20 protein-coding genes are annotated in these 23,281 nt (G+C 68.5%); 13 read left to right on the top strand and 7 right to left on the bottom strand.

Going from position 1 to position 23,281, the window contains the following annotated elements; translation table 11 throughout:
* Position 1: 1 nt before the first annotated feature.
* Entirely contained in the window at positions 2–769 is a 768-nt protein-coding gene (locus LQ772_RS06450) for a YdcF family protein (RefSeq protein ID WP_231325087.1), read from the bottom strand.
* Between the two features lie 170 nt (positions 770–939).
* Between LQ772_RS06450 and LQ772_RS06445 the strand changes: the two genes are divergently transcribed.
* The 6 genes from LQ772_RS06445 to LQ772_RS06420 all read left to right on the top strand — a co-directional run bounded on the left by LQ772_RS06445 (position 940) and on the right by LQ772_RS06420 (position 9,850).
* Positions 940–2,385: a lipase family protein gene (locus LQ772_RS06445; protein WP_231325085.1), complete on the top strand. Its 1,446-nt coding sequence runs from the start codon at positions 940–942 to the stop codon at positions 2,383–2,385.
* A 57-nt stretch (positions 2,386–2,442) separates the two neighbouring features.
* Entirely contained in the window at positions 2,443–3,045 is a 603-nt protein-coding gene (locus LQ772_RS06440) for an IMPACT family protein (protein ID WP_231325084.1), read from the top strand.
* A gap of 213 nt (positions 3,046–3,258) precedes the next feature.
* Positions 3,259–5,268 carry an OPT family oligopeptide transporter gene (locus LQ772_RS06435; RefSeq protein ID WP_231325082.1) on the top strand — a complete coding sequence of 670 codons (2,010 nt, stop codon included), beginning with the start codon at positions 3,259–3,261 and terminating at the stop codon, positions 5,266–5,268.
* A gap of 106 nt (positions 5,269–5,374) precedes the next feature.
* The gene (locus LQ772_RS06430; protein ID WP_231325080.1) at positions 5,375–7,144 is read left to right on the top strand and encodes an ABC transporter transmembrane domain-containing protein; all 1,770 of its coding nucleotides are present in this window, start codon (positions 5,375–5,377) and stop codon (positions 7,142–7,144) included.
* A gap of 123 nt (positions 7,145–7,267) precedes the next feature.
* Positions 7,268–8,254 carry a ligase-associated DNA damage response exonuclease gene (locus tag LQ772_RS06425; protein WP_231325078.1) on the top strand — a complete coding sequence of 329 codons (987 nt, stop codon included), beginning with the start codon at positions 7,268–7,270 and terminating at the stop codon, positions 8,252–8,254.
* A gap of 3 nt (positions 8,255–8,257) precedes the next feature.
* Positions 8,258–9,850 (top strand): ATP-dependent DNA ligase, encoded by a 1,593-nt coding sequence (locus LQ772_RS06420; RefSeq protein ID WP_231325076.1) that lies wholly within the window; start codon positions 8,258–8,260, stop codon positions 9,848–9,850.
* Between the two features lie 36 nt (positions 9,851–9,886).
* On the opposite strand, the gene LQ772_RS06415 is transcribed toward LQ772_RS06420, so the two are convergent.
* Positions 9,887–10,654, bottom strand: a complete 768-nt coding sequence (locus tag LQ772_RS06415; RefSeq protein ID WP_231325075.1) for an FHA domain-containing protein — start codon at positions 10,652–10,654, stop codon at positions 9,887–9,889.
* A gap of 98 nt (positions 10,655–10,752) precedes the next feature.
* On the opposite strand from LQ772_RS06415, the gene LQ772_RS06410 reads away from it, so the two are divergent.
* Both LQ772_RS06410 and infA read left to right on the top strand, forming a co-directional pair.
* Positions 10,753–11,037: a polyhydroxyalkanoic acid system family protein gene (locus LQ772_RS06410; protein WP_231325073.1), complete on the top strand. Its 285-nt coding sequence runs from the start codon at positions 10,753–10,755 to the stop codon at positions 11,035–11,037.
* Between the two features lie 84 nt (positions 11,038–11,121).
* A complete protein-coding gene (gene infA / locus LQ772_RS06405; RefSeq protein WP_019466733.1) occupies positions 11,122–11,340 on the top strand; it encodes a translation initiation factor IF-1 in 219 nt (72 codons plus the stop codon).
* A 156-nt stretch (positions 11,341–11,496) separates the two neighbouring features.
* On the opposite strand, the gene clpA is transcribed toward infA, so the two are convergent.
* Together clpA and clpS are read right to left on the bottom strand one after the other, a co-directional pair.
* Positions 11,497–13,767 carry an ATP-dependent Clp protease ATP-binding subunit ClpA gene (gene clpA, locus LQ772_RS06400; protein ID WP_231325072.1) on the bottom strand — a complete coding sequence of 757 codons (2,271 nt, stop codon included), beginning with the start codon at positions 13,765–13,767 and terminating at the stop codon, positions 11,497–11,499.
* Positions 13,768–13,832: 65 nt separating this feature from the next.
* A complete protein-coding gene (gene clpS / locus LQ772_RS06395; protein WP_091332759.1) occupies positions 13,833–14,159 on the bottom strand; it encodes an ATP-dependent Clp protease adapter ClpS in 327 nt (108 codons plus the stop codon).
* A gap of 129 nt (positions 14,160–14,288) precedes the next feature.
* Between clpS and LQ772_RS06390 the strand changes: the two genes are divergently transcribed.
* The 3 genes from LQ772_RS06390 to hflD are packed head-to-tail and all read left to right on the top strand — an operon-like array spanning position 14,289 to position 16,529.
* Positions 14,289–14,777: an NUDIX hydrolase gene (locus tag LQ772_RS06390; protein ID WP_231325070.1), complete on the top strand. Its 489-nt coding sequence runs from the start codon at positions 14,289–14,291 to the stop codon at positions 14,775–14,777.
* The gene (gene mnmA, locus LQ772_RS06385; RefSeq protein WP_231325069.1) at positions 14,774–15,886 is read left to right on the top strand and encodes a tRNA 2-thiouridine(34) synthase MnmA; all 1,113 of its coding nucleotides are present in this window, start codon (positions 14,774–14,776) and stop codon (positions 15,884–15,886) included. Before LQ772_RS06390 ends, mnmA begins: the two co-directional genes overlap by 4 nt.
* Positions 15,887–15,905: 19 nt before the next feature.
* Positions 15,906–16,529 (top strand): high frequency lysogenization protein HflD, encoded by a 624-nt coding sequence (gene hflD, locus LQ772_RS06380; protein WP_231325942.1) that lies wholly within the window; start codon positions 15,906–15,908, stop codon positions 16,527–16,529.
* Between the two features lie 17 nt (positions 16,530–16,546).
* Here hflD and LQ772_RS06375 read toward each other — a convergent pair whose 3' ends face one another.
* The gene (locus LQ772_RS06375; protein ID WP_231325067.1) at positions 16,547–17,479 is read right to left on the bottom strand and encodes a LysR family transcriptional regulator; all 933 of its coding nucleotides are present in this window, start codon (positions 17,477–17,479) and stop codon (positions 16,547–16,549) included.
* A 261-nt stretch (positions 17,480–17,740) separates the two neighbouring features.
* Here LQ772_RS06375 and acnA point away from each other — a divergent pair, with 261 nt between their 5' ends.
* Entirely contained in the window at positions 17,741–20,419 is a 2,679-nt protein-coding gene (gene acnA / locus LQ772_RS06370) for an aconitate hydratase AcnA (RefSeq protein WP_231325065.1), read from the top strand.
* Between the two features lie 110 nt (positions 20,420–20,529).
* Here the strand turns inward: acnA and LQ772_RS06365 are convergent, their stop codons facing one another.
* A complete protein-coding gene (locus tag LQ772_RS06365; protein ID WP_231325063.1) occupies positions 20,530–20,970 on the bottom strand; it encodes a hypothetical protein in 441 nt (146 codons plus the stop codon).
* 98 nt (positions 20,971–21,068) lie between these two features.
* On the opposite strand from LQ772_RS06365, the gene LQ772_RS06360 reads away from it, so the two are divergent.
* Entirely contained in the window at positions 21,069–22,754 is a 1,686-nt protein-coding gene (locus LQ772_RS06360) for an AMP-binding protein (protein ID WP_231325061.1), read from the top strand.
* Positions 22,755–22,813: 59 nt separating this feature from the next.
* Here LQ772_RS06360 and LQ772_RS06355 read toward each other — a convergent pair whose 3' ends face one another.
* Positions 22,814–23,182, bottom strand: a complete 369-nt coding sequence (locus LQ772_RS06355) for a PilZ domain-containing protein (RefSeq protein WP_231325059.1) — start codon at positions 23,180–23,182, stop codon at positions 22,814–22,816.
* Positions 23,183–23,281 lie beyond the last annotated feature (99 nt).

The raw sequence follows: 23,281 nt of genomic DNA, 5'->3' as shown, positions 1-23,281 counted from the left end.
GTCAGTCCTCCGCCGGCCCCTCGTTTTCCGGCGGCACGTCGGTCCGCCCGCGCCACGCGTACCAGTGATAGACCGCCATGCCCACGTACTCGTGCAGGGCCGCGTTGGTGACGTAAAGGTTGTACGCGCTGGGCATCAGCGACCACACCCCGCGCAGGTAGTCCGCCCGCACCGGCGTCACCTTGATGCCGAAGTGCTCGAACGCGAACACCGCCCGCCGCAGGTGATGCGCCGAGGTCACCAACCAGACCCGGTCGGCGCCGATCTGCCGCAGCATGCCCCGCGCGTACAACGCGTTGCCCCAGGTGGTGAGGCTGCGTTTTTCCAGCACCATGTCCTCGCGCGGCACGCCCAGTTGCATCAGCGTGCGCTTGTAGGTGCGCGCAAGCGGCTCGCCGGTGTTCTCCGCATCGCCACCGCTGACCAGCAGGGTGCAGCGCGCGCCGGACGCGCGGCAATCGCGATAGAGCACGACCGCCTCCGCGATGCGCGAGTAGGCGGTGTGCCCCGGCTCCAGCGGGCCGCCCGGCGGGTAGGTCGCCCCGGCGGTGAGCAGCACGATCGCATTGGATGGCGCCCAGTCCAGCGCCGGCCGCTGCGCGTACGGCGATTGCCATACCCGCAGCAGCACCTTGGGCAGCGCGCCGCAGCCGGCCGCGACCAGGAAGGCCAGCGCCAATACGATGCCGGTGAGCCGCAGCCGCCGCCAACCCCGCCGGCCGGCCAGCCAGGCGAAGGCGAACAAAGCGATCAGCAGGTGCACGGTCATCGGCGGCCTCTCCACGGTCGAGTCCGGCATTATGCGGACGCAAAGATGAGCGGGAGGTGGTGCAGGTGCGCACCCCGTGCGCGACCTCGCGGGCTGTCGCGCACAATGCCGTGCTGGAGGGACGGCGACCTCGCCCTGCTACGCTCCCGCTACCCACGAAGGACCCTCGCATGACGACGCTCGTCTTCGTCCATGGCTGGAGCGTGACCAGCACCGCCATCTACGGTGCGATGCCCCGGCGCGTGCAGGACGCCGCCCGCGCCGCCGGACTGGCGCTGACGATCCACGACATCCGGCTGTCCGAATACGTGAGCTTCGACGACGCGGTGACCATGGGCGACCTGGTCCGTGCGTTCGACCACGCGCTGCGCGACCTGCACCTGTCGACCGGAAGCTTTGCCTGCATCACCCATTCCACCGGCGGCCCGGTGGTGCGCGAGTGGTTGCGTGCGCAGCGCGACAGGCCGGGAAGCTACAGCACCATCCGGCTCAGCCACCTGGTGATGCTCGCGCCGGCCAACTTCGGCTCGGCACTGGCCAGGCTCGGCAAAAGCACCCTGGGCCGGCTCAAGGCCTGGTTCAATGGCGTGGAACCGGGCCAACGGATCCTCGATTGGCTGGAGCTGGGCAGTGCCGCCTCGCTGGCGCTCAACCTGGACCATATCCATGGCGCCGATCCTTCCGCGAAGGGCCAGTTCCTGTTCGTGCTGACCGGCGACCGCCCCGACCGCTCGCTGTACGACCACTTGAACAGCTACACCGGCGAGAACGGGTCCGACGGCGTAGTACGCATCGCCTCGGCCAATCTCAATGCCCGCCACGCGGTGCTTGCGGTAGCCGACGGACGGCGCGGCGCGGCGGCCGACGCGCTCTCGCTCAGCCTGCTGCGCGGCCCGCGCTGCGCGTTCAAGCTGGTCGCCGGCGCCGCGCACTCGGGCGACGAACAGGGCATCCTCACCGCCGGGGCGCCGACGACGGTCGAGGCCATCGTGCGCTGCCTGGCGGTCAACGACGCGAGGGCCTACGCCGACCTGTGCGACGCCTTCGACGCCGAGAACGCCGCCCGCGACGCGAACAAGGTGGAGCTGGAGCCCGCCGGCCCGTTCGCGCCGCGCGTGCACATCCACGACCCGCGCAGCATGCTGATCCTGCGCCTGGCCGACGACACCGGCGAGCCGCTGACCGGCGCCGGGTTCCTGCTCACCGCGGGCCCCGAGGCGAGTCTGGACCAGCTGCCAGTCGGATTCCTGAGCGACCGCCAGGCCAACTCGGCCGATCCGTGCACCGTCACGCTGTTCCTCAACCACGCGCTGCTCGCCGGCGACGCGCGCGTGCCCGACCCGCGCCAGCCCCGCCGCACGCTGCGACCGGCCGTGGCTAGCCACCGTCCGTATGGCGCGCGCGTCCAGCCCCTGGATCTGGCGGGGCTGGTGCACCACGCCCTGGCCGCCAGCGCGCCGGGCGAGGATCTGTTCGCCATGCTGGGGCCGCACCAGAGCACCGTGCTGGACGTGGTGCTGCCGCGGCGCATCCACGAAGGCGTGTTCCGGCTGACGCGGGATTTGTCGCCGCACGACTTCCACCATCCCGATCCGGGCCCTGCGATCGGCGACTGAAGCGGGTGCCCGGACACGCGTGCTACCGTGCCGGCGTTTCGTTATCCCCCGCCCCGCATGTCCGAGACCCTGCACGTCCTCGTCGCGCCCTGCCGGCATGTGCAGGACATCCGCAAGAGCCGCTTCCTCGCACAGGCCGCGCCGGTGCCGTCGGTCGAGCAGGCGATGGCGTTCCTGCATGAGGTCGCCGACCCTGCCGCCACGCACAATTGCTGGGCCTACCGCATCGGCCAGGACTACCGCTTCAACGACGACGGCGAACCCGGCGGCACCGCCGGCCGGCCCATGCTGCAGGCGATCGAAGGCGCCGGCGTGGATCGCGTGATGGTGGTGGTCACCCGCTGGTACGGCGGCATCAAGCTCGGCGCCGGCGGCCTGGTGCGTGCGTACGGCGGCACCGCCGCCGAATGCCTGCGTCTGGCCGAACGCATGCCGCTGGTGGCGATGGCGCGGTTGACCGTGCACTGTCCGTTCGCCGAGCTGGCGCTGCTCAAGGCGCGCTGTCCCGGCTGGCAGGCGCGGATCGAACACGAGAGCTTCGACGCCGAAGGCGCCACGCTGGAACTGGCGTTGCCGGCGGACTGCCTCGACGAGGCATGCGCGCGCATCATCGACCTCACCCGCGGCCAGGCCCGCGTACGACCAGTGCCGCCGTCGTAGGAGCCCGGGCTTGGACCGGTGCGCCCACTCAACCCATGCCAGCTCCCCGCAGGAGCGCATCCACCCGGATGCGCTGCGGCAGACATGCGGAAGGGCCGGAACGGGCTGGATCGCGTCCATCCACGCTATGCTCCCCGCAGCGACTGCCGGGGAGCGGTCGCGAGGGGCGCGCCGCCGGCGCGCAGGGGAACCAAACCAGAACGGAACCGCCACGTGACTGCCCAAGCCCAAGGCGCCAAGCGCACCGAATTCACCCTACGCGGCCTGATCATCGGCATCGTGATCACCGTGGTGTTCACCGCGGCCAACGTGTTCTTCGGCCTGAAGGCCGGCCTCACCTTCGCCACCTCGATCCCCGCGGCGGTGATCTCGATGGCGATCCTGAGGGCGATGAAGAACTCCACGATGCAGGAGAACAACATCGTTCAGACGGTGGCCTCGGCCGCCGGCACGCTCTCCTCGATCATCTTCGTGCTGCCGGGCCTGATCATCATCGGCTGGTGGAATGGTTTCCCGTTCTGGATGTCCTTCGGCATCTGCGCCACCGGCGGCATCCTGGGCGTGATGTACACGATCCCGCTACGCCGCGCGCTGGTCACCGATTCGGACCTGCCCTACCCCGAGGGCGTCGCCTGCGCGGAGGTGCTCAAGGTCGGCTCGAGCAATTCGCAGGAGGCGGCCGAGTCGGTCGAATCCGGTGGCGCCGGCCTCAAGGCGGTGATCGTCGGTTCCATCGTCTCGGCGGTGTTCTACGTGATCGTGCAGACGAAGGTGTTCGCCGCCGCCGTCTCCGACTACTTCCGCGTCGGCGACCGCGGCGCGGCCACCGGTTTCGACTTCAGCCTGTCGTTCGCGCTTTTCGCCGTCGGCCACCTGGTCGGGCTTTGGGTCGGCCTCGCGATGCTGGTCGGCGCGCTGATCGGCTGGGGCTGGGCGGTACCGCACTTCCTGTTGATCCATCCGGAAACCGGTTCGGTCGCGGATGCCGCGCAGGCGACCTGGAGCCACTACGTGCGCTTCGTCGGCGCCGGCACCATCGGCGTGGCGGCGATCTGGACGCTGGCCAAGCTGGTCAAGCCGGTGATCAGCGGCCTGGCCGGCGCCATGGCCGCCTCGCGCGTGCGCAAGGCGGGCAACCTGGCCACCCTCCCGCGCACCGAGCACGACATCCCGATCGGCGTGGTGGGCCTGGTCACGCTGGTCTGCATGGTGCCGGTGGCCTGGCTGCTGGGGCATTTCGCCAACGTCAGCGGCCTGGGCTCGCACACGGCATTGCTGGTGATCGGCGGCGTGCTGTTCGTGCTGATCCTGAGCTTCCTGGTCTCGGCCGTATGCGGCTACATGGCCGGCCTGATCGGTTCGTCCAACAGCCCGCTGTCGGGCATCGGCATCCTGGTGGTGATCATCGCCGCGCTGCTGCTGGTGCTGGGCGTCAAGGCAATGATGCCGGCCGAGGCCGGCAAGGCGCTGGTCGCCTTCGCGCTGTTCATCACCGCGATCGTGTTCGCGGTGGCCTCGATCGCCAACAACAACCTGCAGGACCTGAAGACCGGCCAGCTGGTCGATGCCACGCCGTCGCTGCAGCAGTGGGCGCTGGTCATCGGCGTGATCGCCGGCGCGGTGGTGATTCCGCCGGTGCTGGACCTGCTCAACCAGGCGTACGGTTTCCTCGGCGCGCCGGGCGTCGATCCGGCGCGCGCGCTGCCGGCGCCGCAGGCCGGTTTGATTTCGGCGCTCGCCCAGGGCGTGATCACCGGCAACATCGACTGGAGCCTGATCATTATCGGCGCGATGATCGGCGTCGCGCTCATCGTCGTCGACGAGGTGCTGGTGCGCACCACGAAGTCCGCGCGCCTGCCGCCCCTGGCCGTGGGCCTGGGCATCTACCTGCCGACCTCGACCACGTTGATGGTCGTGGTCGGCTCGCTCGTCGGCGCCTGGTTCGACAAGCGCGCGGACCGGGGTCCCAACGCGGACGCGACCAAGCAGCTCGGCGTGCTGCTGGCGTCAGGGCTGATCGTCGGCGAAAGCCTGCTCGGTGTGATCGTGGCCGCGCTCGTGGCGTTCTCAGACGAGCTTGGCTTCGCTAACCACGACGCGCCGCTGGCGCTGGTCGGCGACAGCTTCGCGACTCCGGCGATCTGGATCGGCGGCATTGCGTTCGTGGCCTGCGTCGTGGTCCTGTACCGCTGGATCGCCCGCATGGGCCGCAACGCCGCCTGACCGCTGACCCTCCCCGGCAACGCGGGGGAGGGTCCATCCGCCGGCAGGCTTGGGGTAGGTCCCACCCGCCCCCACCTCACCAGGCTCCACTCCTGCAGGCGCCTCGATGAGCGACACCACGCCCCCCGGCAAGCCCACCGCCCGCGTCGGCGCCCTGCGCCAGCTGTGGCCGTTCCTCAAGCCGCACAAGGCGCTGGCGATCGGCTGGCTGGTGTTCCTGGGGCTGTCTTCCGGCTCCACGCTGGTGTTGCCGATGGCGGTGCGGCACATGATCGACGCCGGTTTCGGCCATGCCAGCAGCGACACGATCAATCGCACCTTCCTCGGCCTGTTCGGCGTGGCGCTGGTGCTCGCCTTCGCCACCGCCGCGCGCTATTTCTGCATCACGCTGCTTGGCGAGCGCTCGCTGGCCGCGCTGCGGGCCAAGCTGTACGCGCATGTGATCCGGCTGGACGTCGGCTTCTTCGAGCGCTCGCGCGTGGGCGAGCTGATCTCGCGGCTGGGTACCGACACCGAGGTGGTGCAGGCGTTGATCGGCTCGGGCATCTCCGTGGCGCTTCGCAGCGCGGTGATGCTGCTGGGCGCCAGCGCCATGATGGTCTGGACCAGTCCGCGACTGGCCGGCCTCACCGCGCTGGTGATCCCGGCGGTGATGTTGCCGATCCTGATCTTCGGCCGCCGCGTGCAGAAACTTTCGCGCGCCAGCCAGGACCGCCTGGCGGACGCCGCGGCGATCGCCAACGAAACACTCAACGCCGCACCGGCGGTCAAGGCCTACGCCCGCGAGGGCATCGAGAGCCGCCGCTACGGCGACGCCATCGACCGCGCTCTGGAAAGTGCGCGCCGGCGCATCGGCATGCGCGCGCTGCTCACCGCGGCGGTGATCGTGCTGTTCTTCGGCGCAATCACGCTGGTGCTCTGGGTCGGCGCGCGCGACGTGCTGGGCGGCAGGCTCAATGCCGGCATCCTCGGCCAGTTCGTGCTGTACGCGGTGTTCGCCGCCGGCTCGGTGGCCGGGCTGTCCGAGGTATGGGGCGACGTGCTGCGTGCCGCCGGCGCGATGGAGCGCATCGGCGAACTGTTCGGCGAACAGGCGCACATCGCCGACCCGCCGCAGCCGCTCGCGCTGCCCCGCCCGGTCAGCGGCGCGCTGCGCTTCGAGCACGTCGGATTCCACTATCCCACGCGGCCGGATGCGCCGGCGCTGCATGACTTCACCCTGGACATCCGCCCCGGCGAGACCGTGGCACTGGTCGGCCCCTCCGGCGCCGGCAAGAGCACCGTGTTCGCCCTGCTGCTGCGCTTCTACGACCCGCAGACCGGCGCGATCCGGCTGGATGGCATGGACCTGCGCGCGGTCGCGCTGTCCGAACTGCGCGGCACCATCGCGCTGGTGCCGCAGGAAACGGTGATCTTCGCCGGCAGCGCCGCCGACAACATCCGTTTCGGCCGCCAGGCGGCGAGCGACGATGAGGTACGGGAGGCGGCCCACGCCGCCGAGGCCCACGAATTCGTCAGCGCACTCGGCGAGGGTTACGACGCCGAACTGGGGGAACGCGGCGTGCGCCTGTCCGGTGGCCAACGCCAGCGCATCGCCATCGCCCGCGCCATCCTGCGCGACGCCCCGCTGCTGCTTCTCGACGAGGCCACTTCGGCGCTAGACGCGCAATCGGAAGCCGCCATCCAGCAGGCCCTCGAACGCCTGGAAAAAGGCCGCACCACGCTGGTCATCGCCCACCGCCTGGCGACCGTGCAGCGCGCCGACCGCATCGTGGTGATGGACGGCGGACGCATCGTCGCCCAGGGCACGCACGAAAGCCTGCTGGCCGAAGGTGGGCTCTACGCCGAGCTGGCAAGGCTGCAGTTCGTCGCCTGATCCGCGGAATCGCTCCCTCTCGCGCGTCGAGGGCGGGGTTGAGGGCCGGGGATGCGTCATGGCGTCCCATCGCGCGACGAGCTGTTGCCGCCAACTTGACGCCCCGGCCACGAGCATCGCCTCATGCCCGATCCGTTGCTCCAGCCCCGTCCCGAAGGCCTCTACTGCCCCGCCGGCGGCTTCCATATCGACCCGGCCGAACCGGTCGCGCAGGCCGTGGTGACGCACGCGCATGGCGACCATGCGCGCCAAGGCAACGCGCGCTACCACGTCGCGCGCGCCGGCCTCGGGCTGATGCGCGAGCGGCTGGGCGAGCCGGCTGTGATCGACGCCTACGATTACGGCGAGCCGTTCACGCTCGGCGAGGTGAAGGTGTCGTTGCATCCCTCTGGCCACATGCTGGGCGCGGCGCAGGTGCGGATGGAGCATGCCGGCCGCGTCGTGGTGGTCTCGGGCGACTACAAGCGCGAGCCTGACCCCACCTGTGCACCGTTCGAGCCCGTTCCCTGCGACACCTTCGTCACCGAATCGACCTTCGCCCTGCCCGTCTACCGTTGGCCGCCGATGGCACAGGTAATCGACGAACTGCTCGCGTGGTGGGACGACTGTGCCCGCCGCAAGGTGTCGGCCGTGCTGTTCTGCTATGCGCTAGGCAAGGCGCAACGGCTGCTGGCCGAACTCGCGCCGCGGGTCGATCGCGTGATCCACCTTCATGGCGCCCTGTTGCGGCTGACGCAGCTCTATCGCGAGGCGGGCGTGGCGATGCCGCCCACGCAGCCGCTGGAGGAGAACGCACGTGGCGCGGCGCTGGCGGGGGAGCTGATCCTGGCGCCTCCGTCGGCCGCCGGTTCGCCGTGGATGCGGCGCTTCCCCAACGCCTCGACCGCCTTCGCCTCCGGCTGGATGCAGGTGCGCGGCAACCGGCGCCGGCGCGGCTACGAGCGCGGCTTCGTGGTCTCCGATCACGCCGACTGGAACGGCCTGGTGCGCAGCGTGCGTGACAGTGGCGCCGCGCGCATCTATGTGACCCATGGCGATGGCGATGCGCTGGTGCGTTACCTGCGCGAGCAGGGCCACGATGCGCTCCCGCTGGCGGCGCTGGGAGCCTGAGCGATGCGCCGCTTCGTCCAGCTCTATGCCGCGCTCGACCGCACCGGCTCGACCACCGCCAAGCGCGACGCCATCGCTGACTACCTGCACGACGCGCCCCCCGCCGACGCGGCTTGGGCGGTGTACGTGCTCGGCGGCGGCAAGCTGCGCCGGCTGGCCAGCGTCACCGAATTGCGCCTGGCTACCCGCGAGGCCACGGGCTACCCCGACTGGCTCATCGACGAGAGTTACGCGCACGTGGGCGACCTGGCCGAAGCCATCGCCCTGCTGCTGCCGTCCGGCCGGCCATCCGACGATGCCCGGCTGCACACGTGGATGGAGCAGCGCCTGCCGGCCTTGAGCCGGCTCGATCCGCCCGGTCGCGTGGCGCAACTGCAGGCGTGGTGGAAAACCCTGCCGCCGGACGAAGTCTTCCTGCTCAACAAGCTGATCACCGGCGCGCTGCGGGTGGGCGTGTCGCAGCGCCTGGTTGTGCAGGCGCTGGCGTTGTGGTCGCAGCTTCCCACCGACCTGATCGCCCATCGCCTGAGCGGCGACTGGAGGCCGAGCACCAGCTCGCTGGCGGCCCTGGCGCAACCCGCGGAGGACGACGCCCATCGCGAGCACCGACCTTATCCCTTCTTCCTCGCCTCGCCCCTGGAATCGCCGGCGGAGAGCTTGGGCGAACGCGGCGACTGGCTGGCCGAATGGAAATGGGACGGCATCCGCGCCCAGCTCATGCGCCGCGCCGACGAGGCGAGGCTGTGGTCGCGCGGCGAGGAGCGGCTGGACGGACGCTTCCCTGAAATCGAACAGGCCGCCTGCGCCCTGCCCTCCGGCTGCGTGCTCGACGGGGAGATCCTCGCCTGGGATGGCGAGGCGGCGGCGCCGCGACCGTTCACCGCTCTGCAGAAGCGCATCGGCAAGCTCAAGCCCGGCGCGAAGCTGCTGGCCGAGACGCCGGTGCGCTTCATGGCCTACGACCTGCTGGAACTGGATGGCGCCGACCTGCGCGAGACGCCGCTGCACCTGCGGCGCGAGCGTCTCGCCGCGCTGCTGGATGGCATGCCGCCGACGCTGCTGCTCTCGCCCGCCGCCCACACCGACGACTGGGCCACCTTGGCTCAACTGCGCGAGCAATCGCGCGAGCGGCGCACCGAGGGCTTGATGCTCAAACGCCTGGACTCGCCCTATCGCGTCGGCCGCAAGCGGGGCGACTGGTGGAAGTGGAAGGTCGATCCCTACACGCTGGATGCGGTGCTGATCTACGCCCAATCCGGCCACGGGCGACGGGCGGGCCTGTTCACCGACTACACCTTCGGCGTGTGGGACCGGGGCCATCTGGTGCCGGTGGCCAAGGCCTACTCCGGGCTGGACGATGCCGAAATCGCACGACTGGATGCGTGGATCCGGGCGCATACCCTCGAACGCTTCGGTCCGGTGCGTTCGGTCGAACCGGAGCATGTGTTCGAACTGGCGTACGAGGCGATCCAGCGGTCCACGCGGCACAAGTCAGGCGTGGCGGTGCGCTTCCCGCGGATCCTGCGCTGGCGGACGGACCTTTCGGTGCGCGACGCCGATCGGCTGGAAGAACTGAAGCGGATGGCCGAAGGCTGAGTCCAGGCGCAAGGCTTCCTGTAGGAGATTTCGCCGCTAGAACCGCACCAGCAGGATCAGCGCGATCAGGAGCGCCAGCACCGCGGCCGTGGCGATCAGCCACCACACCTCGCCCCGCGGCCCGGCCTGGTCCTCGGGGAGGTGCGCGGCCGGCGGCTCCGGCGGCGTCCCCACCGGCGAGGGCAGCAAGCCGGGCGCGTCCACCAGGAAGCGGTGCATGGCGATGCCCAGCTGGTCGCCCGGATGCAGCGCGGCCTGTTCCACCGCGGCCCCGTTGAGCCGCAGCGGATAGCGTGACGGCGTCGCGCTGGCGGCCACGCGCAGTTCGCCCTCTTTCCAGAACAGCGCGAGCGTCGCGGTGGTCGCCTGCGGCAGCTCCAGCGGCTGGTCGCCCTGGGGCCCGAGTTCCAGCCGCTCGTGCAGCGGGAACACGCGCCCGGACAACGGCCCGGCCACCGCACGCAGCGCCGCGGTACAACGGCCCTGCTCGGAAAGCGCCACCGGCGCGCGCCTGGCGGGTGTCTCGTCGGCGCACAGCAACATGCGGCAGTCGCCCAGGCTCAGGATGTCGCCTGCGCGCAACAGCGCGCGTTCGCGCACGGGGCGCGCGTTGACGTAGACCCGGCCGGCGCCCGACAGGACTTCGAGCACCCAGCCGCGGCGATCCTGCAGGATACGCAGGTGGTGCGCCGCGCCTTGCTGCGCGGAGACCACCAGGTCGTTGTCCGGCGCGCTGCCGATGCGCAAAGCGACCTGCGCCCAGCGAAACTCCTCGCGAGCCGAATTGGGGAACTCGATGCGCATCTGAAGACCGATCCGGAGATGCCCGGGACTCTAGCAGATGCATGGCGTGTGCTTCGCGTTCGCCGCGTAAGATGGACGCTTCAACACGGAGCCCAGCCATGCCCAAGATCGACATCCGCCGTCCGCACAACCTGCCCCTGGACCAGGCCCGCGCCGTGGTCGAAAAGGTCGCCACGCGGATGCGCGAAAAGTTCGACATGCAGAGCCAGTGGGAAGGCGACACGCTGAGGTTTTCCCGTTCGGGCGTGAGCGGCGCGATCGCGGTGGCGCCGCAGTCGGTCCACGTCACCGCCGAGCTCGGCCTGATGCTGTCGCCACTCAAGGGCATGGTGGAGCAGGAGATCCGGCGCAAGCTGGACGAGTACTTCGGGGATGCCGCCTGACTGCAACTTTGATCGGGCGGCCCGGAGGTGGCATACTTGCCCGCTTACGCGGCCGCCACGGCCGGGCCCCATACACCGGAACGCATGGCCAAAGACGACGTCATCGAAATGGAAGGCACGGTCCAGGAGACCCTGCCCAACACCATGTTCCGTGTGCAGCTGGAGAACGGGCACGTGATTACCGCCCACATTTCCGGCCGCATGCGCAAGCACTACATCCGCATCCTCACGGGCGACAAGGTCAAGGTCGAGATGACTCCCTATGACCTGACCAAGGGGCGGATCACTTACCGCATGAAGTAAGCTTCCACGGACAAACGAAAAAGGCCGCGCAATGCGCGGCCTTTTTTCGTGCCCGTAATTCCGAAGGAGGCCGCCTTCAGAGGTGCATCTGTGCGCGACCGCGATATACATGCGGTCGCGCACGAGAGCGCTCCTGCAACGCCATTCGGCGCCCTGCTACTCCACCACCACCGGCATCTTCTCGGCCGCTTCGGTCTCCACGTGCAGCTCGCCCTCGCGCACGCTCAGCAGGACCTTGCCGCCATCGGACAGCTTGCCGAACAGCAGTTCGTCCGCCAGCGCCCGCTTGACCTTCTCCTGGATGACGCGGGCCATCGGACGCGCGCCCATCTGCGGGTCGAAGCCGTGCTCGGCCAGCCAGCGGCGTGCATCGGCGTCGACGTCCAGGACGACGTGCTTGTCGGCAAGCTGCGCTTCGAGCTCGATCAGGAATTTGTCGACCACGCGCAGGATGTGCTCGAAGTCCAGTGCATGGAACTGGATGACCGCATCCAGGCGATTGCGGAACTCCGGCGTGAACATCTTGCGGATCGTCTCCAGCGAGTCGGTCGCGTGGTCCTGCTTGACGAAGCCGATGCTCCGCCGTGACGCCTGCTGCGCGCCGGCATTCGTGGTCATCACGAGGATCACGTTCTTGAAGTTCGCCTCGCGCCCGTTGGTATCGGTCAGCACGCCGCGGTCCATCACCTGCAGCAGGATGTTGAACACGTCCGGGTGCGCCTTCTCGATCTCGTCGAGCAACAGCACGGCGTGCGGATGCTTGGTCACCGCCTCGGTAAGCAGGCCGCCCTGGTCGAAGCCGACATAGCCCGGAGGCGCGCCGACCAGGCGCGAGACCGAATGCGCCTCCATGTACTCGGACATGTCGAAGCGGATCATCTCGATGCCCAGCTGCAGCGCCAGCTGCTTGGTCACCTCGGTCTTGCCGACACCGGTCGGACCGGCGAGCAGGAAGCTGCCGATCGGCTTGGTCGGATCGGCCAGGCCCGAGCGGGCCATCTTGATCGACGCGGCCAGCGCCTCGATCGCCTGGTCCTGCCCGAACACCACCATCTTGAGGTTGCGCTCGAGGTTCCGGAGCACGTCCCGGTCCGACGCCGAAACCTGCTTGGCCGGAATGCGCGCCATCTTGGCGACGATGTATTCCACCTCAGGCACGTCGATGGTGCCGGTGCGCTGGTCCTCGGGCAGCAGGCGCTGGCGTGCGCCGGCCTCGTCGATGACGTCGATGGCCTTGTCCGGCAGCAGCCGGTCGGGGATGTGCTTGACCGACAGATCCACCGCGGCTTTCAGCGCCTCATTGGTATAGGCGACGTTGTGATGTTCCTCGAAGCGGCTCTTCAGCCCCTTGAGGATCTCGATGCTGTCGGCCACGGTGGGTTCGACCACGTCGATCTTCTGGAAGCGACGGGCCAAAGCGCGGTCCTTCTCGAAGATCCCGCGGAATTCCTGGAAAGTGGTCGAACCGATGCAGCGCAGCTCGCCCGAAGCCAGCATCGGCTTGATCAGGTTGGACGCATCCATGGTGCCGCCCGACGCCGAGCCGGCCCCGATGATGGTGTGGATCTCATCGATGAACAGGATCGCGCCGGGCTGCTTCTTGAGCTGGCCGATCACCGCTTTCAGGCGCTTCTCGAAGTCGCCGCGATACTTGGTGCCGGCGACCAGCGCACCGAGGTCCAGCGACCAGATAACGGCGCTTTCCAGCACCTCGGGCACCTCGCCCTCGACGATGCGCTTGGCCAGGCCCTCGGCCAGCGCGGTCTTGCCCACGCCGGCCTCGCCGACGTAGAGCGGGTTGTTCTTGCGACGGCGGCAGAGCACCTGAATGGTGCGCTCGATCTCGTCCTGGCGGCCGATCAACGGGTCGATCTTGCCTTCCATCGCCAGGTCGTTGAGGTTGGTCGCGTACTCGCTGAGCGGGTTGCCCTTGCTGTCCGCACCTTCCTCGCCCTCGCGCTCGCTACCGGGCATGCCGGTGCTCGGCTCGTCGCCGATCTTGGCTATGCCGTGCGAGATGTAGTTGACGACGTCCAGCCGCGTGATCTCCTGCTGGTGCAGGAAGTAGACGGCGTGGGAATCCTTTTCGCCGAAGATCGCCACCAGCACGTTGGCGCCGGTGACCTCTTTGCGGCCGGAGGACTGCACGTGGTAGACCGCGCGTTGCAGTACGCGCTGGAAGCCGAGCGTCGGCTGGGTGTCGCGCTCGTCCCCGTGCGGCAGCACCGGCACGGTCTCGGCGATGATCCGCTCCAGTTCGGCCGACAGCCGCGGCAGGTCCACGCCGCAGGCACGCAAGGCCCCCAGCGCGGACTGGTTTTCAGTGAGGGCGAGCAACAGGTGCTCCACGGTCATGAACTCGTGGCGCTGCTCGCGGGCCTGCTTGTAGCAGTGGCCGATGGTGACTTCGAGATCCTTGCTGAACATCCGGACCTTCTCCGCTTGGGATTGGCTTGGGCGGCTATGCCGCGATGGCTACAAGATGGGGCTGCTCATAGCTTTTCCATAGTGCACAACAAGGGATGCTGATGAGTCCGTGAGTACTCGTTCACTTGTGTCACTTTCGTCTCCGCCACCTCGCGGGTAAAGACCCCGCACACACCCTTGCCACGGGTATGCACGTGCAGCATCACCTGCACCGCGCGTTCCTGGTCCATGGCAAAGAAGCCACGGAGCACTTCGACCACGAAGTCCATGGGAGTGAAATCGTCATTCAGCAGCACAACTTGAAAAAGTGGCGGCCGTGCCAGTTCCGGGCGGCTGGTCTCGACGGCCAGGCCGTGTCCGCTGCCGGGGTCGTGTTCGGGTTCGTGGGCCATTGCTCGTGGGGACTTTGTTGCTGGTACGGAGTATACGCCGCGACGGATGCAGCCCCGTCGCGCCGCCGTGCAGGACGCGCCTCGTTTAGGTGATGGCACAATGGCGCATTTCCACCCCTCCCGTCCCCGATGTCCGTCACTTCCACCGATCCTTCCGTCTGGCGCCCCCGCGTCACCGTCGCCTGCGTGGTCGCGCGTGGCGAGCGTTACCTGATGGTCGAGGAGGAGGTCGACGGCCGCCTCGTCTACAACCAACCGGCTGGCCACCTGGACGACCGGGAAAGCCTCCTGCAGGCTGCGGTGCGCGAAACGCTGGAGGAAACCGGCTGGACGATCGAGGTCGAGCATTTCCTGGGCGTGCACCAATGGCGCAGTACCGAGCATGGCGAGGGCGTGGTCCGCTTCAGCTTCGCGGCGCGCGCGCTGGCGCACGACCCGCATCGCGCACTAGACGAGGGTATCTGCCGCGCAGTGTGGCTGACCCGCGCCGAGATCGCCGCGCTGGGCGGGCGCCTGCGCAGTCCCATGGTGCTGCTCAGCATCGATGCCTGGCTGGCGGGCCGGCGCCTGCCGCTGGACGTACTGTCCAGTCTGCTTGCGGAGCCTGCCCTGCCATGAAGGTGATGCTGGGCGTGTCCGGCGGGGTCGACTCGTCGGTCGCCGCGCTGCTGCTCAAGCAGGCCGGCCACGAGGTCGAAGGCCTGTTCATGCAGAACTGGGAAGAGGACGACCGCGACGGCCCCTGCACCGCCGACGCCGACCGCAAGGACGCCCTGGCGGTATGCGGGCGCCTGGGAATCCCCTTCCACGCGCGCAACTTCGCGGCTGAGTACTGGGACGGCGTCTTCGCCCACTTCCTCACCGAGTACCGCGCCGGGCGCACGCCCAACCCGGACGTGCTGTGCAACCGCGAGATCAAGTTCAAGACCTTCCTGGACGAGGCGCGGGCGCTGGGCGCTGAAAAGATCGCCACCGGCCATTACGCGCGCGTCGACGAGCGCGACGGACGCTACCGCCTGCTGCGTGCGGTGGACGCGGGCAAGGACCAGACCTACTTCCTGCACGCGCTGGGCCAGCGGCAGTTGTCCGCCACGCTGTTCCCGGTCGGCGAGATCGAGAAATCGCTGGTGCGCGAACTGGCCCGAGCCGCCGCCCTGCCGACGCATGCCAAGAAGGATTCGACCGGCATCTGCTTCATCGGCGAGCGCGACTTCCGCAGCTTCCTGGCGCAGTACATCCCGGCGCGGCCCGGCGAAATGCGCACCCCGGAAGGGACCTTGGTCGGCGAGCACCAGGGCACCATGTATTACACGCTGGGCCAGCGCAACGGGCTGGGCATCGGCGGGCGCCAGGGCATGGGTGGCGAGCCGTGGTACGTGGTCGGCAAGGACGTGGGAGCGAACATGCTCTACGTGGCGCAGGGCGGCGAAAACCACTGGCTGCAGTCGAAGCGCCTGCTTGCCGAAGCGCCGACCTGGGTAGCCGGCGCGGCTCCGGCAACCGCCTTCCGCTGCACCGCCAAGACCCGTTACCGGCAAGCGGACCAGGCATGCGAGGTCCAATGGTTGCCCGACGGGCTGGAGGTGCGCTTCGACGAACCCCAGCGGGCGGTCACCCCGGGCCAGTCGGTGGTGTTCTACGACGGCGAAGCCTGCCTGGGCGGCGCCGTGATCGCGGCCACCGATGCGCCGTTTGGCGGCCTTTCCCTTCCTCCCGCAGGACCCTGACGTGCTCGATATCCTCGCCATGAACGAACCGCGCGTGCTCGCGCTGGCCGGCCTGTTCCAGGCGGCGGGCCTGGCGCAGCAACTGGCCAACCAAGGGCGGTGCGACGAAGGGGCGATGGAGTCGAGCGTGGCCAGCGTGTTCCGCATCGACGCGCCGTCGGTGGCGGCCGTCTACGGTGGCGTGGGAGGCGTGCGGCTGGGCCTGCGCAACCTGATCGGCCAGCTCGACGACAGCAGCCGCGACATGGGACTGACCCGGATGGCGGTGACCGTCATGCGGCTGGAACGCAGCCTGGCCCGCCGGCCCGAGCTGACCGCGAAACTGCAGGAAGGCGTGGTCGCCGCCCAGCGCCAGGTGGCGCATTTCGGCCAGGACTCCCCGCAGGTCGTCCGGCGCCTGGCCGACCTCTACGCATCGACCCTGTCCACGCTGAGCCCGCGCGTGATGGTCAGCGGGAACCCGCAGTTCCTGCAGCAGCCGGCGGTCGTGGAAAAGGTGCGCGCCAACCTGCTGGCCGCCGTGCGTTCGGCCGTGCTGTGGCGCCAGGTCGGCGGGCGGCAGTGGCAGATCGTCCTCAACCGCCGCCAGTGCAGCATGCTGGCGCGCGGGTTGCTGACGGGCGTGACGCTGGACAACGGCTGAGCGCGGTGCGGTGGGCTTCAGCCCACCGGCCCCACCACCAATCCTGGCCGCCTGCTCGCCACCTCCTGCAGCAACTCGGCGAACGCCTGGATGTCCGCGTGCCAGGGCGACGCCTCCCGCCAGTACAACGCGATCTGTCGGCCCGGCACGGCGCCTTCCAACGGCACCACGGTCAGCTCGGGCTTCGAGGCCAGCCGCTCGCGCGCCAACGCCGGCACGAGCGCGTAGCCGCCACGCAGCCCGACCAGCGCCGCCAGGCTTTCCAGGCTGACGTCCTGCACGTGACCGCCATGGCCGCCCTGGCCGTCGATGCCGTCCGGATGGCTCTCGGCCATCAGCGTAGCCTCGGCCTCATCCAGCTCGTCCAGCGTCACGTTGGCGCGGCCGGCCAGCGGATGGTCCGCCCGGAACAGCACCTGCCACGGCTCGGCGAATAACGGCCGCGTGGCGATGCCACTCGCGGCGGTCGCCGGCGGTGCCAGCACCGCATCGAGTTCCCCCTCGTGCAGGCGCCGCAGCAGGCCACGCGGTTTGCCCTCGGACAAGCTCAACCTGGCGGCCGGAAAGTGCAACGGAAACGGCTCGACCAGGTGCGGCAGCAGATAGGGACCGAGCGAGGCCGGCACGCCCAGGCGCAGCTCGCCGCCGAAGGCAACCGTGCCGGCGCGGGCGGCCTGCTGCAGGAGCTCGGCCGCATCCAGCACCGCGCTGATCCGCTCCAGCAGCCGCTGCCCGCCGGCGGTCGGCACGATGCGCCGGCCGCCGCGCTCGAACAGCGGCGCACCCAGCGCCTGCTCGACCTTCTGCACCTGGTGCGAAAGCCCCGACGGGCTGATGTGCATCGCCCGCGCCGCGCTGTTGAAGCTGCCATGGCGATGCACCGCCTGCACCAGCGCCAGGTCGCGCAGCGATACCGCCGAGAGCGCCGTCGAAATCATCGAATGCTGCATGTCACCAAAAGCGTTTGTGCGGAGGGGCGGGCCGTCGCATGCTTGGCGGCCAACGGCGGGATGGTCGGCGTATCCGGGCCATTCTAGCCGCCCCGCTCGCCCGCGCCGCGAGCATGCCTGCCAGCCAAGCCCGCCCGATCCCAGGCGCCGCGAGGACGCGTGGACGCGGTATTTGCGATAATCACGGGCCTTTGCGCGCGCTTGGCCGCCGCAATGCCAGCTCTCCCCAGCCGCTTCAAAGCTCAAGCCAGGAGTTTCGTCATGAAAGACTCGTTTTCCATCCGCGACACCCTCGAGGTCAACGGCAAGCGCTATGCGTACGCCAACCTCGCCAAGTTCGGCGAGCGCTTCGACCTCAAGCGGCTGCCGTACTCGCTGAAGATCCTGCTTGAGAACCTGCTGCGGCACGAAGACGGCATCAACGTCACCACGAAGGAAATCGAGGCGGTCGCCAACTGGCAGGCCAAGGCCGAGCCCGATACCGAAATCTCCTTCATGCCCGCGCGCGTTGTGCTGCAGGACTTCACCGGCGTGCCCTGCGTGGTCGACTTGGCGGCGATGCGCGATGCGGTGGTCAAGCTCGGCGGCGATGCCACCCAGATCAACCCGCTGGCGCCCGCCGAACTGGTCATCGACCATTCGGTGCAGGTCGACGTGTACGGTTCGGAATCGGCGCTGGAGAAGAACGTAGAGATCGAGTTCGAGCGCAACCAGGAGCGCTACGCGTTCCTGCGCTGGGGCCAGAAGGCATTCAACAACTTCAAGGTCGTGCCGCCGCGCACCGGCATCGTCCACCAGGTCAACCTGGAGCACCTGGCCCGCGTGGTGTTCACCGCCGAGAAGGATGGGCAGCCGTGGGCCTATCCGGACACCGTGTTCGGCACCGACTCGCACACCACCATGATCAACGGCGTGGGCGTGCTGGGTTGGGGCGTGGGTGGCATCGAGGCCGAGGCGGCCATGCTGGGCCAGCCCTCCTCGATGCTGATCCCGCAGGTTGTCGGCTTCAAGCTGACCGGCAAGCTGCCCGAAGGCGTGACCGCCACCGACCTGGTGCTGACCGTCACCCAGATGCTGCGCAAGCTCGGCGTGGTGGGCAAGTTCGTCGAGTTCTTCGGCGATGGCCTCAAGCACCTGCCGCTGGCCGACCGCGCCACGATCGGCAACATGGCCCCGGAATACGGCGCGACCTGCGGCATCTTCCCGGTCGACCAGGAAGCGATCAACTACCTGCGCCTTTCCGGCCGCAGCGAAGAGCAGATCAAGCTGGTCGAGGCCTATGCCCGCGCGCAGGGCATGTGGCACGACGAGAACAGCGTCACGCCCGAGTTCACTACGACGCTCGAGCTCAACCTCGCCGACGTGCGCCCGTCCATGGCCGGCCCCAAGCGCCCGCAGGATCGCGTGCTGCTCGAAGGCGTGAAGCAGAGCTTCCACGACGTGGTTGGCCCGCTCACCGCCAGCCGCAAGTCCGGTAGTGGCAGCGTCGGCGTGACCAAGGACGGCGAGAATTTCACGCTCAAGGACGGCTCGGTGGTGATCGCCGCGATCACCTCTTGCACCAACACCTCCAACCCGGCGGTGATGCTCGGCGCCGGCCTGGTCGCCAAGAAGGCGGCCGCCAAGGGCCTGAAGGCCAAGCCGTGGGTGAAGACCTCGATCGGCCCGGGTTCGCTGGTGGTCAGCGACTACCTCGAAAAGACCGGCCTGCTGAAGGAGCTGGAGAAGGTTGGCTTCTACATCGTCGGCTACGGCTGCACGACCTGCATCGGCAACTCGGGCCCGCTTCCGGCCGAAATCAGCCAGGGCATCGGCGCGGGTGACCTGGCCGTCGCCTCGGTGCTCTCGGGCAACCGCAACTTCGAAGGCCGCGTCCACGCCGAAGTGAAGATGAACTATCTGGCCTCGCCGCCGCTGGTGGTCGCCTACGCGCTGGCCGGCACGCTGGACATCGACCTGACCAAGGACGCCATCGGCCTGGGCGACGACGGCCAGCCGGTCTACCTGAAGGACATCTGGCCGACCAACCAGGAAATCTCCGACGCCATCGCCGGCGCCATCAACCCGCAGATGTTCGAGAAGAACTACGCCGACGTGTTCAAGGGCGACAGCCGCTGGAACCGGATTCCGTCGGCCGAGGGCGCGCTGTACGGCTGGGAGGACTCGACCTACATCAAGAACCCGCCCTACTTCGACGGCATGACGATGGAGCTGTCCAAGGTCGACGACCTGCATGGCGCGCGCGTGCTGGGCCTGTTCGGCGACTCGATCACCACCGACCACATCTCGCCGGCCGGCTCGATCAAGAAGGACAGCCCGGCTGGCCGTTATCTGATCTCCAAGGGCGTGGAGCCCAAGGACTTCAACTCGTACGGTTCGCGCCGCGGCAACGACGACGTGATGGTGCGCGGCACCTTCGCCAACATCCGCATCAAGAACCTGATGCTGGACGGCGTCGAGGGCGGCTATACCGTGCACGTCCCCTCGGGCGAAGAGATGTCCATCTACGACGCGTCCATGAAGTACAAGGCCGAAGGCACGCCGCTGGTGGTCATCGCCGGCAAGGAATACGGCACCGGCTCCTCCCGCGACTGGGCGGCCAAGGGCACGCTGCTGCTGGGCATCAAGGCGGTGATCGCCGAGAGCTTCGAGCGTATCCACCGCTCGAACCTGGTCGGCATGGGCGTGTTGCCGCTGCAGTTCAAGCACGGCGAGAACGCGCAGTCGCTGGGACTGACCGGCAAGGAGTCGATCGAAATCCTGGGCCTGGAAGGCGGTGAGTCGAAGGAGGCGAAGGTGATCGCAACGGCGGCTGACGGCACGAAAAAGGAGTTCGCCGTGCACGTCATGCTGCTCACGCCGAAGGAGCGCGACTTCTTCCGTCACGGCGGCATCCTGCAGTACGTGCTGCGTCAGCTCGCCGGCCGCAAGACCGCCTGAGCCCCGCCGCAGTTGCAGCGAAAAGGCCGCCCCCGGGCGGCCTTTTTTTTCGTGCTTCATCCCACCGCCTCGCGGGGGAAAGGTGGGCTGAAACCCACCCGGCGAGTGCACTAAAGCTGCCGCTCCCACGTCGCGCTGTAGCAGCGCCACTCGCCACCTTCCCTGCGCCACGCCGTTTCCACGTGGTACACCCCGGCCGCGTCCGGCAGCAGACGACTGCCCTGGGTGAGGGTGACAGTGAAATCCGCCATCAGCCGCTCGCCGCGCTGCTCCACCGAGATCGGTCCAAGCGTCGCCCCGATGCGCTCGCCACGCAGGTGCGCCAGGCGGACCAGGTTCGCGATGTCCTTGCGCTCAAGCCGGCCGCCGTTACCGTCGAAGTCCTCGCTGAGCGGCTCGACAACGCCACCGGCATCGGCCTGTTCGGCCGCCTGCTCGACGGATGCGATGGCCTCGCGCACGCGCGTTTCGTCCGGCGTATGCCGACAGCCGGCCAAGGCCACGAACACCAGCGCGAGCCCAAGGGAAGGCAGTATTTTTCGTACTCGCATGAACCCTCCGATCCTCGCCGCGGCGCGGCTTGCCGCCGTGCGCGGGCGTATGCTCCAATGCCTTGGCCGCAAGGCCGAACGGGGAACAGGAACAGTACATGAGCAACGAGCGTCCGTGGCTTGCCCACTATCCGCATGACGTGCCCGCCGAGATCGACGTCAACGCCTATGCATCGGTGGCGGAGGTGGTGGAAGAAGCCTTCGGCAAGTTCCGCGACAAGCCGGCCTTCTCCAGTTTCGGCAAGCGGCTGAGCTACGGCGAGATCGAGAGCTTGAGCCGCCAGTTCGCCGGTTACCTCACCGGCGTGCTGGGCCTTGAGAAGGGCGACCGGCTCGCCATCATGCTGCCCAACGTGCTGCAGTACCCGATCGCGCTGTTCGGCGCGCTGCGCGCGGGCCTGGTGGTGGTCAACACCAACCCGCTCTACACCGCGCGCGAACTCAGGCACCAATTGGAAGATTCCGGCGCCAAGGCGATCTTGGTGCTGGACAACTTCGCCTCCACGTTGCAGGAGGTCATCGACGAAACCCACGTCGAACACGTGATCACCACCGGCATCGGCGACCTGCTGGGTTTCCCCAAGGGGGCGCTGGTCAACTTCGTGCTCAAGCACGTGAAGAAGATGGTGCCCGCCTACTCGTTGCCGAAGGCGGTGCGCTTCCGCGACGCACTGGCGCAGGGCGCCTCGCATCCCATGCCCAAGGTCGAGCTGGGCCACGACGACCTCGCTTTCCTGCAGTACACCGGCGGCACTACGGGCGTGGCCAAGGGCGCGATGCTCAGCCACGGCAACATGGTCGCCAACATGCTGCAGGCCAGCGCCTGGATCGGCGACCTGGCCAAGCCCGGCGAGGAGGTGATCATCACCGCCCTGCCGCTGTACCACATCTTCTCGCTGACGGCGAACGGCCTGGTTTTCATGCGCCTGGGCGGCCTGAACTGGCTGATCACCAACCCGCGCGACATGCCCGGCTTCGTCAAGGAACTGAAGAAGTCCGGCTTCACCGCGCTGACCGGCGTCAACACGCTGTTCAACGGCCTGCTCAACACGCCCGGCTTCGCCGAGCTGGACTTCTCGCGCCTGCACCTGACCCTGGGCGGCGGCATGGCCGTGCAACGCGCGGTGGCCGAGCGATGGAAGAAAACCACCGGTTGCACCCTGGCCGAGGCCTATGGCCTGACCGAAACCTCGCCGGCGGTGTGCATCAACCCGCTGGACCTTCGGGACTACAACGGATCGATCGGCCTGCCCGTGCCGTCCACCGACGTGGCGATCTGGTCGGAGGAAAACCAGCCTTTGTCGATCGGCGAAGTGGGCGAGCTCATGGTGCGTGGCCCGCAGGTGATGCAGGGCTATTGGCAGCGTCCGGACGAGACCGCGAAGGTGCTGGGCGCCGATGGCTGGCTGCACACCGGCGACATCGCCCGGATGGACGAGAACGGCTACGTCTACATCGTCGACCGCAAGAAGGACATGATCCTGGTGTCCGGCTTCAACGTGTATCCGAACGAGGTCGAGGACGTGGTGATGCAACACCCCGGCGTGGCCGAGGTAGCCGCCGTGGGCGTGCCGGACGAGCACTCGGGCGAGGTGGTGAAGCTTTTCGTGGTGCGCAAGGACCCTGCGCTGACGGCCGAAGTCCTCAAGCAGTTCTGCCACGACAACCTGACCGGCTACAAGCGCCCGCGCCAGATCGAATTCCGCGATGCGCTGCCGAAGTCGAACGTGGGCAAGATCCTTCGCCGCGAGCTGCGCAACGAGCCAAAGAAAACTCCCGCCTGAGCGTCCGGGTCTTCGTGGGAGCCCGCTTGCGGGTTCCTACGGAAAAGCGCGCGGCCGGATCACTCCCCCCGCCAATGCTCCAGGATGTCCGCGTAACCACCCAGCAGGTTCCACAACGGCACCTGCTTGTCTTCCGGGATGCGCGAGTAGGCAAAGCCGATGTGGCGGTCGGAGATGCGCGCGACCACTGCCTCCAGGTGGATGTGCAGGTCGCGGCCGAAGATCATGTCGAGCACCCAGTTCTGCCCCAGCTCGCCCTGCCAGCCCAGCGGTCGGCGCAGCAGCGCGCCCGTGGCGGAGATGTCGACCAGTTCGGTCGGATGCGACTGCACCCCGTGGCTCATGAGCACGGTGGTTTCGATGCGCATGCGCGCGGGCCGCAGGAACTTGGGGCCCGATTCATCCGCCACGTTGTCTTCGATCGTCATCTAACTCCCCAAGCAAAACGCACCCGCGCTCTGTGACGTCCTTGCGATCCTACGACGCATCCTGCGTCCCATCGACACCTGGTTGCTGCCTGTGAGCCG

Source organism: Frateuria edaphi (genome assembly GCF_021117405.1).
Taxonomy (GTDB): domain Bacteria; phylum Pseudomonadota; class Gammaproteobacteria; order Xanthomonadales; family Rhodanobacteraceae; genus Frateuria_A; species Frateuria_A edaphi.
Note: the sequence above shows the minus strand (reverse complement) of the source record. Positions and strands in the feature narration are given on the sequence as shown.